The organism is Caulobacter sp. 602-1 (genome assembly GCF_003931565.1).
In the GTDB taxonomy this organism is placed as follows: Bacteria; Pseudomonadota; Alphaproteobacteria; order Caulobacterales; family Caulobacteraceae; genus Caulobacter.
Genome location: NZ_RRYI01000001.1, coordinates 214,618 through 228,114 on the forward strand (window position 1 = coordinate 214,618; position 13,497 = coordinate 228,114).

The following is a 13,497-nucleotide window of genomic DNA, read 5'->3' on the forward strand; positions in this document are numbered from 1 at the left end:
CCGATTCGCCGCGACGTCGTGAAGTCGTGAACAAGCGGAGCCATAACCGGCCCCGCGCGTTGTCGAAGCTCACGGCGTCCACCCGCCAGGTCGTTCAGAACCTGACGGGGGGTGAACATTCCGAGCGTGGCAGGCGCCGAAACCGCTCACACTTCGGCTGCCACGCTCAAGGGGCACATGGATCCACGGTCTTCAGTCTTCCAACCGGGATACAACTGCTGGCGGGTCGAGCCCGCCGATCGCGTGGCCCTGTTCATCGACAACGACGAGGCGTTCGACGCGCTGAAGCCGTTGATCCTGTCCGCCAGGAAGTCGATCTGGATCCTGGCTTGGGTGTTCGACCCCTTGACGCGCCTGGATCCCGACCGCGTCAGGAAAAGCCGTGATCCCAGCCACGCCGACCGCATCGGCCTGATTCTGCGGCGGCAGGCGGCGCTCAATCCCGCGCTCGACGTGCGGGTGCTGACCTGGGACATGCCGCTTCCGATCGCCGCCTCGCAGCTGTTCGGTCCGCATCGCGGCGCGGCCTTCTTCGCGGGATCCCGCGTCAAGTACCGGCTGGACGCCACCTTGCCGGCCAGCGCCTGCCATCACCAGAAGGCGGTGATCGTCGACGGCGTGACCGCGCTGGTCAGCGGCGGCGACATCGGCGTCGACCGCTGGGACGACACTCGTCACCTGGACAACAATCCCCTGCGCCGACTGCCGACCGGGCGACACTATCCCGCCCGGCACGAGGTCTCGATCCTGGTCGACGGCCGGGCGGGCGAGGCGATGGCCGACCTGTTCGTCGATCGCTGGAAGGCCTCGGGCGGCGATCCGGTCGACCGCCCCGACCGCCCCGATGAGACGCCCTGGCCCGACGGCCTGTTGCCCGATCTGCGCCGCCTGCCGGTCGCCGTGGCCCGCACGTCGGCCGCGTGGCAGCAGCGCCCGGAGATCATCGAGTGCCTTCTGCTGCATCTCTCGGCGATCCAGCGCGCGAAGCGGCTGATCTATCTGGAGAACCAGTACCTGACCTCGCCGATCATCGTCGAAGCCCTGGCCGAACGGCTGGCCGAGCCCGATGGGCCCGAGGTGGTCACGGTCGGGCCAGCGCGCAGCCCCAGCTATTTCGACCAGATGACCATGGACAGCGCGCGGACCTCGGCCATCAACCGCCTGCGCGAGGTCGATATCCATGGGCGTTTTTCGGCCTTCTCGGCCCATACGCCCAAGGGGGCGCCGATCATCGTCCACTCCAAGGTGGCGATCATGGACGACTGGATGCTGCGGATCGGCAGCGCCAACCTGAACAACCGCTCGATCGGGCTCGACAGCGAGTGCGACCTGGCCTTCGAGGCCAGGAGCGAGATCGAGCGCGAGACGGTGCGCGCCTTCCTGGGCCGTCTGGTCGGCCACTTCATCGATCGTCCGGCCGCCGATGTCCTGGAGGCCATGGATCGCGAAGGCGGCCTGGGCGCGGCGATCAACGCGCTGGACGTCAAGGGCGGCCCGCCACGCCGGCTGCGGCCGGTGCCGGCGCGTCACCTGAGCGGGGTTCAGAAGTTCATCGCCGACTGGAGCCTGGGCGACGCCATCGCGCCCGACGACGCCTGGCGACCCTGGGGCCGCCGGACGCGCCTGAAGCGCGACATCGCCCGGCTTACTCAGCCGCCGCCCGAGCCTCCGGAGCGGCTTAAGCCGTGACCTCCAGCTCGACCACGAGCGGCAGGTGGTCGGAGGCCACGCGGGCCAACGGGCTGAACGGCGAATTGACCCCGCGCGTCTCCAGGCCCTTGGTCAGGAAGACGTGATCGATGCGCATGAACGGGAAGCTGGACGGGAAGGTCGCCGTGGCCGGTCGCGGCCAGCTTGGCGTCGGCGCCTGGGCGTCGCGCAGGGCGGTTCGCAGCATCCGGTAGGTCGCCGAATAGGGCGTGGCGTTGAAGTCGCCCAGCACCACGCCAGGGGCCAGCCACTCGTCCGCGCCCATCCAGTCCGGACCCAGCAGGGCGGCGGCCTGGCGCTTCTGTTCTTGTGGCACCAGGCCCAGGTGAGTGTTGATGATCTGGACCTTGGTCCCGCCGACATCCACCTCCACCCACAGGGCCCCGCGCGGCTCCAGGCCCGGCACGCGCTTGTAGAGCGGCAGGCTCCTGGCCTTGACCCGTCGCTCGGGAAGGGCGGTCAGGATGGCGTCGCCATAGAGCTCTTCCTCCACGGCCATGGCCGGATGGAAGTGGAAGCTCATCTTCAGCAGTTCGGCGAGGCGGTGGGCCTGGTCGACGCCCTTGGTGCGGGCGCGAAGGACGTCCAGTTCCTGCAGGGCGACGACATCGGGCTTTTCGGCCGCGATGACTTCGGCCACCCGCTCGACATCGAGCTTGCGGTCCGTGCCCACGCAGCGGTGGACGTTGTAGGTCATGAGACGAAGCGTCTTCATCCGTCGAACAGATCGCCCGAGACCGGCGGAAGTTCCCCCCCAGGATGGTTTCCTTGCGTCGTCGCGGCGTTGCGGCTGAGCATGAACAGGCAGGTCTCGGCCCGCCAGTTCTCGAGCGCGCTGGCCGGATTCATCGGTCGGGCCGGACCGGCGCCCGCGAAAGCGGCGCAGGCGTCGACGCGCAGGTTGAGCTCGGCCGTCAGGGCCAGGAAGTCGGCCAGGGTGCAGAGGTGGATGTTCGGCGTCGACCACCACGGCATCGGCAGGGCCTTGGTCTCGGGCATCCGGCCTCGGCTCAGCAGCGACCAGCGCACCCGCCAGTGGCCGAAGTTGGGGAAAGAGACGATGGCCCTGTCGGCGATGCGCAGCAGTTCGTCCAGCACGTGACGCGGATGGCGCGTGGCCTGCAGGGTCTGGGACAGCACCGCATAGTCGAACGAGCGGTTAGGGAAGTGGTCGAGGTCCAGGTCGGCGTCGCCCTGCACCACCGACAGGCCGCGCGCCATGCAGGCGGCCACGCCGCTGGCGCTGATCTCCAGGCCCCGGCCGTCGACCTGCTTTTCGTGGCTCAGCAGATCCAGCAGCGCCCCTTCGCCGCAGCCGACGTCCAGCACTCGCGAGCCGGGGCGCACCAGTCGCAGGATCTCTCGGAAGTCCTCGCGGACCTTATTCTGGGAATTTGAGGTCAAATCAGTCCCCGATCCCGTTCGGCCGAACTCAGGAAGCCCGCCAGCGCGGCGTCCATCACCGGCTCGTCCAGCAGGAAGGCGTCGTGGCCCTTGTCGCTCTCGATCTCGGCGAAGGCGGCGCGGGCCCCCGCGGCGGTCAGGGCGCGGACCAGATGGCGGCTCTCGGCGGTGGGATAGAGCCAGTCGCTGGTGAAGCTGAGCACGCAGAACCGCACGTCGCGGGCGCGGGTGAAGGCCTTGGCCAGCACCCCGCCGTGGCTGGCGGCTATATCGAAATAGTCGGTGGCCCGGGTGATGTAGAGATAGCTGTTGGCGTCGAACCGGTCGACGAAGCTGGCGCCTTGGTGACGCAGATAGCTCTCCACCTGGAAGTCCGCGTCGAAGCCCCAGGACAGGCCGTCGCGCTTCAGCTCGCGGCCGAACTTCCGCTGAAGGGCGGGCTCGGACAGATAGGTGATGTGCGCGGCCATCCGCGCCACCGCCAGGCCCTTGCCGGGCTGCACGCCATGCTCGGCATAGGCGCCGCCGCGCCAGTCCGGATCGGCCATGATCGCCTGGCGGCCAACTTCGTGAAACGCGATGTTCTGGGCCGAGTGACGCGAGGCCGAGGCCAGCACCACGGCGCTGAATACCCGCTCGGGATAGTCCACGGCCCACTGCTGGGCTTGCATCCCGCCCATCGAGCCGCCGATCACCGCGAACAGGGTCTCGATGCCCAGCGCGCTGACCAGCATCGCCTGGGCGCGGACCATGTCGGGAATGGTGATGACCGGGAACGCCAGGCCGTAGACCTTGCCGGTGGCCGGGTTGATCGAGGCCGGCCCCGTCGAGCCCATGCAGCCGCCGATCACGTTCGTGCAGATGATGAAGTGCCTTTCGGGGTCCAGCGGCTTGCCGGGGCCGATCATCCGCAGCCACCAGCCGGGCTTGCCCGTGGTCGGGTGCGGCGAGGCGACGTACTGGTCGCCGGTCAGGGCGTGGCAGATCAGGATGGCGTTGGACTTGTCGGCGTTGAGTTCGCCATAGGTCCGGTAGCCGATCTCCAGGCCCTCGAGCATGGCCCCGGAATCGAGCCGCAGGGGTTCGTTCGCGGGAAACCGCCAGGTTCCCCCGCCGGCATGTGTAACCAGATCGAGCGCAGCCATGGTCCGCCTTGGACCCCTTGGCGAAGAAGGTGTCAACCGCCGGCTTCCTGACAAGGCTGGGGACGGCTATGGAGGTCGCATGGAGCGACTGATCCTGATGCGCCACGGCAAGGCCGAGCGGCACGCCCAGAGCGGCGGTGATTTCGAACGCGCCCTGGCCGAAAGCGGCCGGGCCGATGCGGCCGTCATGGGCCAGGTGCTGGCCGGAGCGGGCGTCGCGCCCGACCTGCTGCTGGTCTCGTCGGCCCGCCGCACGCGCGAGACGGCCGAGCGCGTCGCGCCGAACTTCCCCAAGGCGCGGGTCGAGCAGCTCCGTGACCTCTATCACGCCGACCCGGAAGATGTCGTTCAGGTGATCGAGGCGCACGCCGAGGGCGCGGCCACGATCATGGTGGTCGGGCACAATCCGGGCCTGCACGAGCTGGCGCTGCGCCTGGCCCAGCAGGGCGAGGCCTCGCCGATCCAGACCAACAAGCTGCGCGGTCGCTTCCCGACCTCGACCACGGTGGTGTTCGGCTGGACCGACAGGGGTCCCGTGCTGGAGCACCTCCTTTACGCGCACGAAAACGGCGGAGCCGGCGGCGAATGACCCTGATCTACAAGATCCTGTCCCGCGCCGAGTGGGACGCCGCCAAGGCCGCCGGCCGCTTCGAAGGCTCGGCCGTCGATCTTCAGGACGGGTTCATCCACCTCTCCGCCGCCGACCAGGCCCAGGAGACCGCCGCCAGATACTTCAAGGATCAGCCGGACCTCGTCCTGCTGGGCGTCGAAGCCGAGGGCCTGGGTGCGGACCTGAAGTGGGAGGCTTCGCGTGGTGGCGCGCTGTTCCCGCATCTCTATCGCCCGTTGCTGACCAGCGAAGTGGTCACCGAGGCCGATCTTGGTCTCGACGCCGATGGCGTTCCCCGGCTGGGAGATCATCTCGCATGAGCCCGCATGACCTCGCCGCCCGCGCGCTGCGCGCCCTCGATCCCGAGGACGCCCACGGCTGGGCCATCCGGGGCCTCAAGATGGGGCTGGGCCCGCGCGAGACCGGCCCGGACGACCCGATCCTGGCGGTGAAGATCGCCGGCCTCGAGTTGCCCAACTGCGTGGGCCTGGCCGCCGGCTTCGACAAGAACGCCGAGGTTCCGGATCCCATGCTGGCCGCCGGCTTCGGTTTCGTGGAGGCCGGCACCGTCACGCCGCTGGCCCAGGCCGGCAATCCGCGTCCGCGGCTCTTCCGTCTCACGGAGGATCGAGCGGTCATCAATCGCATGGGCTTCAACAATGGCGGCCTCGACCCGTTCGTCCGACGGCTGAAGGCGCGCCAGGGCAAGGGCGGGATCGTTGGCGCGAACATCGGCGCCAACAAGGACGCCAGCGACCGCATCGAGGACTACGTCACCGGCCTGACCCGCCTCTGGGGCCTGTCGGACTATTTCACCGCCAACATCTCCTCGCCCAACACGCCGGGCCTGCGCGCCCTGCAGACCAAGGCGGCGCTGGAGGACCTGCTGGGCCGTGTCTCCGAGGCCCGCGAGGCGATGAAGGTCGCCTCGGGCGCGGACTACCCGATCTTCCTGAAGGTCGCGCCTGACCTTGAGGACGGCGAGGTCGAGGCCATCGTCGAGGCGGTGGTCGACGCGGGCCTGGACGCCATCATCGTCAGCAACACCACCATCGCTCGCCCCGCCAGCCTCAAGTCGGTCCACGCCGGTGAGAGCGGCGGCCTTTCCGGCGCGCCGCTGCTGGAGCCCTCGACCCAGGTGCTGAAGCGCTTCCACGCCGCCGCGGCCGGCCGTGTGGCCCTGATCGGCGCGGGCGGGATCGCCGACGGCGCCGGGGCCTACGCCAAGATCCGGGCCGGCGCGCGGGCCGTGCAGCTCTATTCGGCCCTCGTCTACGGCGGCCCGGGCCTGGTCACCCGCATCAAGCGCGAGCTCGCGGCCCGCCTACGGGCCGATGGCTTCGCCGCCGTCGAGGACGCGGTCGGCGCCGCATGACGCGAGACCGCGCTCTGATGCTGTTGCGCCGCTTTGGCCCGCTGGTGGTCATCGTGATCCTGTTCGTGGCCGCCTTCGCCAGCGGCGTCGCCGATCACATCTCGCTGGAGGAGCTGCGCGCGCGCGGCGCCGGGCTCCAGGCCTTCGCGCACGAAAAGCCGCTGCTGTGCGCGGCCATCTATCTGGCGATCTATATCGCCTCCGTCGCCGTATCCTTGCCCGGCGCCCTGATCCTGTCGCTGACGGGCGGCTTCCTGTTCGGACCCATAGGCGGCGGATTCGCGGCGGTGACCGGCGCCACGGGCGGGTCGACCATCATCTATCTCGTGTTCCGCACCGCGTTCGGCGACATGCTGCGCCGCAGACCCGGCGCGTTCCTGGCGCGGGTCGAGGAGGGCTTCAGGCACGACGCCTTCAACTACCTGCTGACCCTGCGCCTGATCCCGGCCTTTCCGCTGCTGATCGTCAATGTCGCGGCCGGGCTGATGAACATTCCGGCCCGCACCTTCGTCCTGGCCTCGGTGCTGGGCATGATCCCGAGCTCCTTCGTCTATGCCGGCATCGGCGCGGGACTTGGCCATCTCTTCGCGCGGGGCGGCCCCGTGACGCTGGAGACCCTCTTCTCGCCACGGATTTATCTTCCCATTGTCGGCATGGGCGTTCTGGCCTTTCTGCCGCCGTTGTGGCGCCATTGGCGCAATCGGCGCGGAGCAGCGCCCCTGCCAAAGCCCTTGGACGAGAAGTAGCCGCCCCGGATGGTCGAAACGGTTTCGCCGTCAGAGACTGAGCCCGCCCCGCCCCGGAAGCGATTTCCGTGGCCCGGCGGCCTGTCGGCGCGCCTGCTGCTGTTCACCGCCATCGTCGTCACCTTCGGCGGCCTGCTGACCCTGCCGCCGACCTTGGCGGCCTACGAGGAGCAGTGGCTGCTGGATCGCGTGCGGGCCGGGGAACTGGCCTCGACCATCGCCGAGTCGGATCCGGACCTGCGGGTCAGCGACGCGGTCGCCAACCAGATGTTCGACCAGGCCGGGGCTGTTACCGTCGCCGTCCAGGCCGAGGGCGCCCGCCGCCTGGTCCTGCCGCCCAAGGAGCCGTTCAAGACGCCGTATCTGGTGGACCTGCGCCGCCAGAACCCCGGCTCATGGCTGGCCGCGCCGTTCTTCACCCTGACCAGCCCCAAGGGCAGCATGGTCCGCGTGATGGCCGAGCCGCGCTTCCGCAAGGCCGAGTTCGTCGAGGTCGTGGTTCCCGACGCTCCCTTGAAGGCGGCGCTGGTCGAGTATTTCTGGCGGCTGGCCGGCGTGACCATCTTCGTCGCCGCCCTGGCCGGTCTGTTCGTCTACGCCTTCCTCAACATCTTCCTGGTCCGGCCCATGCAGCGGATCACCCGCGCCATGGAAGCCTTTCGCGTCGATCCCGGCGACCCGGAGGCGCGCATCGCCGTCTCCAAGCGCCGCGACGAGATCGGCCGCGCCGAGGCCGAGCTGGACCGCATGCAGGTCGACCTGCTGGCGGCGTTGGCCTCCAAGGCCCGCCTGGCCGCCCTGGGCGAGGCGGTGGCCAAGATCAATCACGACCTGCGCAACATGCTGACCAGCGCCCAGATGGCGTCCGACCGCCTGGCCGCCCTCGGCGATCCCAAGGTGGCCCAGGCCCTGCCCCGCCTGGAACGGGCCCTGGACCGCGCCATCACCCTGGCTTCGGACGTCATGGCCTATGGCAAGTCCAAGGAGCCCGAGCCGGTGACGCGGATCATCCCGCTGCGCCCGGCCCTGGACATGGCCGCCGAGGACGCCGGGCTGACTCCGCGGGGCGTGGCGCTGGAGACTGTCATCGGTCCGCGCGAACAGGTGGTCGCCGATCCGGACCAACTGCACCGCATCCTGACCAACCTGTTCCGCAACGCCCGCGAGGCCATCGAGGGCGCGACCGACCGCGGCGGCAAGGGCAAGGTTTTCGTCGAGCTGCGCCGCGACGCCGGCCACAGCATCCTGCGCCTGTCGGACGACGGGCCCGGCGTGCCCGAGCGCGCCCGCGCCAATCTCTTCCAGCCCTTCGTCGGCTCGGTGCGCCGCGGCGGCACCGGATTGGGCCTGGCCATCGCGCGCGAGCTGGCCCAGGGTCATGGCGGCGACCTGGCGCTGGTCGAGACCGGGCCCGGCGGCTCGGTGTTCGACCTCACCCTGGCGGGCGCGCCCGAACCGCTGCCAGAGCCGGACGACAAGGCTGACGCTTCAGCGTCCTAGAGCGTGGCAGCCGAAGTGTGAGCGGTTTCGGCGTCTGCCACGCTCCAAATGTTTGAGATAGAGCCTGTCCGTTTCTGGTGTTTTGATCAGAACGGACAGGCTCTAGGAGAGTCCGATGACGACTACCTGGACCATCGCGGTGATGATCGGCGCCTCGGCGGACAGCGCGCCAATCCACGAGATCACCGTAGAGGCGCCCGACGTTCCGACCGCCCTGCGCCGCGTGGCGGCCATGGTGACGGTGCAGGAGGCGTCCGACACCGAACTGCTGCTGGACGGCCAGGAGGAAGTCTTCTCTCGCGCCGAGGTCGAGGCGGGCCTGGAGCCCTGATCGTTCGATCAGGGAAGAACACCAAGCTCACGCCTAGTCCTTGGGAAGAGGCTCAGAGCCCCTTGGCCACGCCCTCGCGACGCGGGTCCGCGCCGCCTTCCAGCACGTCGCCCGGCCGCACGATCACGCCGTGCAGGCCAGAGCCCTCGACCTGGCCGACCTTGATGTTGACGCCGCGCGCGTTCAGCGCCGACAGCATCGCGGGTCCGAACCACTGAGCGTCGCCGGAATAAGTGTCGCCCCGCGCCACGACGTTCGGCAGCGACACGGCCTCCTGCATGTTCAGGTTCCAGTAGAACAGCCCGACCATGGCCTTGAGATTGTAGGACAGGATCGCGTTGCCGCCCGGCGAGCCGACGGCGGCCAGGAACTTGCCCTTCTTGTCCAGCACGATGATCGGGGACATCGACGAGCGCGGGCGCTTGCCCGGCGCGATGGCGTTGGCGGCCGGCGCGCCGTCCTTCTCCTTCGGCGAGAACGAGAAGTCGGTCAGCTGGTTGTTGAGGAAGAAGCCGTTCACCATCCGGCCGTTGCCGAAGATGCTCTCGACCGTGGTGGTCATCGACACGACATTGCCGGCCGGGTCGACCACGACCAGATGGGTGGTGCCGCCCGGCTCCTTGGTCATGTCGATCCCGACCTTGGGCGCGCCCTTCGGCTTGCCGAACGGGGGGGCCGCGCCGGCCGTGTCGGTGATCAGCTTGGCGCGCTCGGCGACATATTTCGGATCCAGCAGACCGTCGACCGGCACGGTCACGAAGGCGGGGTCGCCGACATAGCGGTCGCGGTCGGCGTACATGACCCGCTCGGCCTGGGCCAGCTGGGTCCAGGCCACCGGATCCGTCGGGCCGCGCTTGCCGATGTCGGTGTGCTCCAGCATCCGCAGCGCCTGGATCACGGCCAGGCCCGAGGATTGCGGGTTGGGGACGCAGACGGTGTAGACTTTCCACGGCCGGCACAGGGCCGGCGCCTCGCGCGGCTTGTAGGCCTTCAGGTCGGCCAGGGTGATGCTGCTGGGAAGGTCTCCCTCGTGCAGGCGGTCGACGATGGCCTGGGCGATCGGACCGTCCAGCAGGGCCGCGGTGCCCTCGGCGGCGATCTTGCGCACCGTCTCGGCATAGGCCGGGTTCTTCAGCAGGTCGCCGGCCTGGTAGCGGGTTCCGTCCGGCTTGGTGAAGTACTTCACCGCGTCCGGCTGCGAGGCTTGCGGCGCGCGGCTGACGATCATGCCAGCCAGGCGCGGGCTGACCACGAAGCCGTCGTCGGCCAGCTTTTCGGCGTCCTTGAACAGGGTGTTCCAGGCGACCTTGCCGTGTTCCTTCTGCGCGAGGGACAACATGGCCACCGCGCCGGGCACGCCCGACGAGCGGCCCGACAGCACCGCCGTGACGAAGGGCAGGGGCTTGCCGTCCGATCCCATGAACATGTCCGGCGAAGCGCCGGCGGGCGCGGTCTCGCGGCCGTCATAGGCCGTCACCTTGCCGGTCTTGGCGTCGTAGAAGACCATGAACGCCCCGCCGCCCAGGCCCGAGCTCTGTGGTTCGACCAGGCCCAGCACGGCCTGGATGGCCACGGCGGCGTCGACGGCCGAGCCGCCGTCGCGCAGCACCCGCAGGCCCGCCTCCACCGCCAGCGGATTGGCCGCGGCGACCATGCCCTTGGCGGGCGTCGAGATGGAGGCCGGCTTGGCCGCCGGCATGCCCAGCGGGATCGACTCGGCGTGGGCGGCGGAGACCGGAGCCAGCGCCAGCTGGAGCGACGCGGCGAGGGCGAGCAGGGAAACGAAACGACGCATACGGATCCTCTATGGCGGACGAGGGGCGAACATTGGGGAGGGCCTGCCCGCCGTCCCGAGGCCACCCATGGACACCAATCAAGCGACGCTGTCACGTCCAGATAGTCTGCAAGCCGCTTCAATCCCGCGCCCTGAACCGTTGCGCGGCAAGGCCGTCCCGCCGAGCGAACGCCGGCGTGCGAAACTTTTCGAATTTTCCTGCAAACCGGGCTTGCGTTCCCGAAAGGGACGGGCTACTTCCCCCGCCTCGCCGAAAGGCAATGCGCGCCCGTAGCTCAGCTGGATAGAGCATCAGACTACGAATCTGAGGGTCGGACGTTCGAATCGTTCCGGGCGCGCCATTTCGGTTTGAAACTGCGAACTTCGAGAATCGCTGTGTTTTCGCCCGTTGAGGCGACCAGGGTTCGAAGCAGATCAGTCCGATTTCCCATGATCTGGATCTCTTTCGTAGAGAGCACCTCGACGCGCTGAGCCACCGCGCGAACGTGCTCGCGGCGGTATGAGCCGTCTTCGGCTCTTAAGCGCGCCTGGGCGGCCAGGGCGAAGGCCCGGAGCTTCTCAGGCGTGAGGTTCGGCCCCAGGCGATCAATGGCCGCCTCGGCCCTGTCAGCGTCCGCACGAGCCTCGTCCCGCATGGAGGCAAGCTCCTTCATGCGATCCTTGAAGTCCTGATCGGCGGTGTCGGCCACACCGTCCTCGATCGCCTGGTAGAGCCGCGAGAGCTTGGCGGCGGCGGTGCTGGCCCGCTGACGAAGCTCGGTGACGTGGGCGTGGCGACGGTCGATCCATTCGGCCCGGCGGTCGAGCACGTTCCCCAACAGCACCTCTAGGCGCTCGCTATGCAGCAGGCGCCGCTCCAGATGATCGACCACGGCGTCGTCCAGCTTGTCCATGGGCACAGTGATGCCCGCGCAGGCTTCCTTGCCCATCCGCGCCTTGGTCGAGCAGGTGTAATAGCGATAGGCCCCGTTCTTGCCCGTCCGTAGGGTCATGGCCCCGCCACAGAGGCCGCAAAAGCAGATGCCGCCCAAGAGCGTGCCGGCGGCCACGAAGCGCGGACTCATGAACGAGGAATGGCGCAGACGCAGCGAGTCCTGCACGGCCTGGAACTCCTCGGCCGAGACGATGGCGGGCACGGAGCAGACCGCATGCTCCTCCTCGGGGCGCTTGGTCTTGGTCTTGTGGTCCCTGGCGTTGAAGTGGTGCTCGCCCTTGTAGGTGGGGCGGTTGAGGATCTTGTGGATCGCGTCGATCCCGAACCGTCCGCCATCGCGGGTGCGGACGTTGTTGTCGTTGAGGTGGTTGCAAATGGCCTTGAAGCCCATGGGGCCGCAGCCATCGACGCCGAAGAGGGCGAGCTTGTAGATCAGCCGGATCTTGTCGGCCTGGATCGGGTCAATCTCCAGCTTCTTCTTGAGCTTGGCGCCGCGCTCCTCGGCCACGACGATGCGATAACCCAGCGGCGGGCGCGAGCCGTTCCAGAACCCCTGTCGGGCGTTCTCCTTCATGGCCCGCAGGGTGTGCTTGGCGTTCTCGCGCGACTGGTACTCGTCGAAGAGCGCCATGATCTTGCGCATCATGGTGCTCATCGGATCGTCGCCCAGTTCCTGGGTGATGGAGACCAGACGCACGCCGTTCTTAGCGAGCTTGCGGACATAGAACTCAAACTGGAACTGATCGCGGAAGAAGCGTGAGAACGAGTGGACGATGATGACGTCGAACGCGGCCGGCTTGGCCAGGGCCGCCTCGATCATTGCCTGGAACGAGGGCCGGTGGTCGTCGGTGGCGGTGTTGCCCGGCTCGACGAACACCTCGCCCAAGGTCCAGCCCTTGCCGGCGCAATAGGCCTCCAGTTGGCGGCGCTGGTCGGGGATGGAAAGATCGCTCTCGGCCTGACGGCCGGTCGAGACCCGCAGGTAAAGGGCCGCTCGCGACGCCGTGGAGGTCTGTTCGGGGACCATCGCGTCGCGCATGGGAGACTCCTGCTCTATCGAGGGAGATCACCGAACAAGTCGTCGAGCACGTCGGCGAAGAAGGCTTCGATGATCCGGGCTTCGTGGTCCGTCACTGGGACCGCGTCGGGCCAGTCATCGGTGACGGTGATGGAGGCGGTTCCTGCCGGGGGCTTGGCCAACAGTGGCGAGTTCATAAAGGAGGGGTTTCGCGTTCAGCGGGCGGTCGAAGCGATTCTTGCCCGGCCACCGGCCGACAGAGATGCCGTCATGGCGGCGTGCCGAGGCCTGGATCCTGCTCATGTATACTGGGATGCGGGCGGGAGAGCTGTGCCAACTGCTTCCTGCTGATTTCAGGTTTGACGCGGATATCCCCCATCTGAAGGTGCGCAAGACCGACGACAGCGGCAAAGCCACCAAGTCGGTCAAGAACAAGACCTCCGTGCGTGATGTGCCGCTGCATCCCGACCTGATTACGCTTGGCTTGCGTGCGTTCGTCGAGCGTTGCGCCAAGCGTCATTCGGGCGAGCGGCTGTTTGGCTGCTTCCGGCTCGGCGGTCCGGGCAAGTTCACCGACGGCATCACCCAGTTTTCTCGCCGCTACCTCCAGGCGCTGAAGCTGCACGCTCCGGGGCGCGCCAACCACGTTTGGCGGCATACCTTTGTCGATCGGCTGCGGAAGGTTGGTTGCCCTGATGAAGAGATCGGCGCGCTGGTCGGGCACTCGGCCGGAACGATGACCTCGAAGTACGGGGGCGCTTTTCCGCTTTCTCGAAAGCGCGACGCCCTCCTGAAGCTGAGTTTCGGCTTCGACGTGGTCAATGTTCTGGGTGGCCCCTTCTGGTGCAAACAGCCGAAATTCTGACCGGGGCGAGCCGAGTGGTTCGACCATCCCCGGCCAGCGCCCTCGTCCGGCGAGAGCCAAGAAA

The 13,497-nt window shown here is 68.3% G+C and carries 14 protein-coding genes and 1 tRNA gene; 9 read left to right on the plus strand and 6 right to left on the minus strand.

Going from position 1 to position 13,497, the window contains the following annotated elements; genetic code table 11:
- Positions 1-177 precede the first annotated feature (177 nt).
- Complete coding sequence (locus EIK80_RS01155) at positions 178-1,689, plus strand: phospholipase D-like domain-containing protein (RefSeq protein WP_125155136.1); 1,512 nt, start codon at positions 178-180, stop codon at positions 1,687-1,689.
- Here the strand turns inward: EIK80_RS01155 and EIK80_RS01160 are convergent.
- Genes EIK80_RS01160 through EIK80_RS01170 form a run of 3 tightly spaced genes read right to left on the minus strand, consistent with a single transcriptional unit; the run spans position 1,679 to position 4,259 of the window.
- The gene (locus EIK80_RS01160) at positions 1,679-2,425 is read right to left on the minus strand and encodes an endonuclease/exonuclease/phosphatase family protein (RefSeq protein ID WP_125155137.1); all 747 of its coding nucleotides are present in this window, start codon (positions 2,423-2,425) and stop codon (positions 1,679-1,681) included. The genes EIK80_RS01155 and EIK80_RS01160 overlap by 11 nt on opposite strands.
- Positions 2,422-3,114, minus strand: a complete 693-nt coding sequence (gene metW, locus EIK80_RS01165) for a methionine biosynthesis protein MetW (RefSeq protein ID WP_125155138.1) — start codon at positions 3,112-3,114, stop codon at positions 2,422-2,424. The genes EIK80_RS01160 and metW overlap by 4 nt, the downstream gene beginning before the upstream one ends.
- Entirely contained in the window at positions 3,111-4,259 is a 1,149-nt protein-coding gene (locus EIK80_RS01170) for a homoserine O-acetyltransferase (protein WP_125155139.1), read from the minus strand. Before EIK80_RS01170 ends, metW begins: the two co-directional genes overlap by 4 nt.
- Positions 4,260-4,338: 79 nt before the next feature.
- Here EIK80_RS01170 and EIK80_RS01175 point away from each other — a divergent pair, with 79 nt between their 5' ends.
- The 6 genes from EIK80_RS01175 (at position 4,339) to EIK80_RS01200 (ending at position 8,821) form a co-directional block, all read left to right on the plus strand.
- Positions 4,339-4,848, plus strand: a complete 510-nt coding sequence (locus tag EIK80_RS01175; RefSeq protein ID WP_125155140.1) for a histidine phosphatase family protein — start codon at positions 4,339-4,341, stop codon at positions 4,846-4,848.
- Complete coding sequence (locus EIK80_RS01180) at positions 4,845-5,189, plus strand: DUF952 domain-containing protein (RefSeq protein ID WP_125155141.1); 345 nt, start codon at positions 4,845-4,847, stop codon at positions 5,187-5,189. The genes EIK80_RS01175 and EIK80_RS01180 overlap by 4 nt, the downstream gene beginning before the upstream one ends.
- Positions 5,186-6,244, plus strand: a complete 1,059-nt coding sequence (locus EIK80_RS01185; protein WP_125155142.1) for a quinone-dependent dihydroorotate dehydrogenase — start codon at positions 5,186-5,188, stop codon at positions 6,242-6,244. The genes EIK80_RS01180 and EIK80_RS01185 overlap by 4 nt, the downstream gene beginning before the upstream one ends.
- Positions 6,241-6,990, plus strand: coding sequence for a TVP38/TMEM64 family protein (locus tag EIK80_RS01190; RefSeq protein WP_125155143.1), 750 nt, complete (start codon positions 6,241-6,243; stop codon positions 6,988-6,990). The genes EIK80_RS01185 and EIK80_RS01190 overlap by 4 nt, the downstream gene beginning before the upstream one ends.
- A 9-nt stretch (positions 6,991-6,999) precedes the next feature.
- Positions 7,000-8,490: a HAMP domain-containing sensor histidine kinase gene (locus tag EIK80_RS01195; protein WP_125155144.1), complete on the plus strand. Its 1,491-nt coding sequence runs from the start codon at positions 7,000-7,002 to the stop codon at positions 8,488-8,490.
- A 115-nt stretch (positions 8,491-8,605) separates the two neighbouring features.
- Positions 8,606-8,821 carry a hypothetical protein gene (locus tag EIK80_RS01200; protein ID WP_125155145.1) on the plus strand — a complete coding sequence of 72 codons (216 nt, stop codon included), beginning with the start codon at positions 8,606-8,608 and terminating at the stop codon, positions 8,819-8,821.
- Between the two features lie 52 nt (positions 8,822-8,873).
- Here the strand turns inward: EIK80_RS01200 and ggt are convergent, their stop codons facing one another.
- On the minus strand, positions 8,874-10,616 hold the full coding sequence (gene ggt, locus EIK80_RS01205) for a gamma-glutamyltransferase (protein ID WP_125155146.1): 1,743 nt from the start codon (positions 10,614-10,616) through the stop codon (positions 8,874-8,876).
- Between the two features lie 264 nt (positions 10,617-10,880).
- Here ggt and EIK80_RS01210 point away from each other — a divergent pair.
- Positions 10,881-10,957 (plus strand) — tRNA-Arg (locus EIK80_RS01210).
- Here the strand turns inward: EIK80_RS01210 and EIK80_RS01215 are convergent.
- Together EIK80_RS01215 and EIK80_RS26315 are read right to left on the minus strand one after the other, a co-directional pair.
- Complete coding sequence (locus EIK80_RS01215; protein ID WP_125155816.1) at positions 10,913-12,589, minus strand: recombinase family protein; 1,677 nt, start codon at positions 12,587-12,589, stop codon at positions 10,913-10,915. The genes EIK80_RS01210 and EIK80_RS01215 overlap by 45 nt on opposite strands.
- A gap of 14 nt (positions 12,590-12,603) precedes the next feature.
- Positions 12,604-12,750, minus strand: a complete 147-nt coding sequence (locus EIK80_RS26315) for a hypothetical protein (RefSeq protein WP_199743337.1) — start codon at positions 12,748-12,750, stop codon at positions 12,604-12,606.
- An 80-nt stretch (positions 12,751-12,830) separates the two neighbouring features.
- On the opposite strand from EIK80_RS26315, the gene EIK80_RS01220 reads away from it, so the two are divergent.
- On the plus strand, positions 12,831-13,433 hold the full coding sequence (locus EIK80_RS01220; protein ID WP_370450189.1) for a tyrosine-type recombinase/integrase: 603 nt from the start codon (positions 12,831-12,833) through the stop codon (positions 13,431-13,433).
- Positions 13,434-13,497 lie beyond the last annotated feature (64 nt).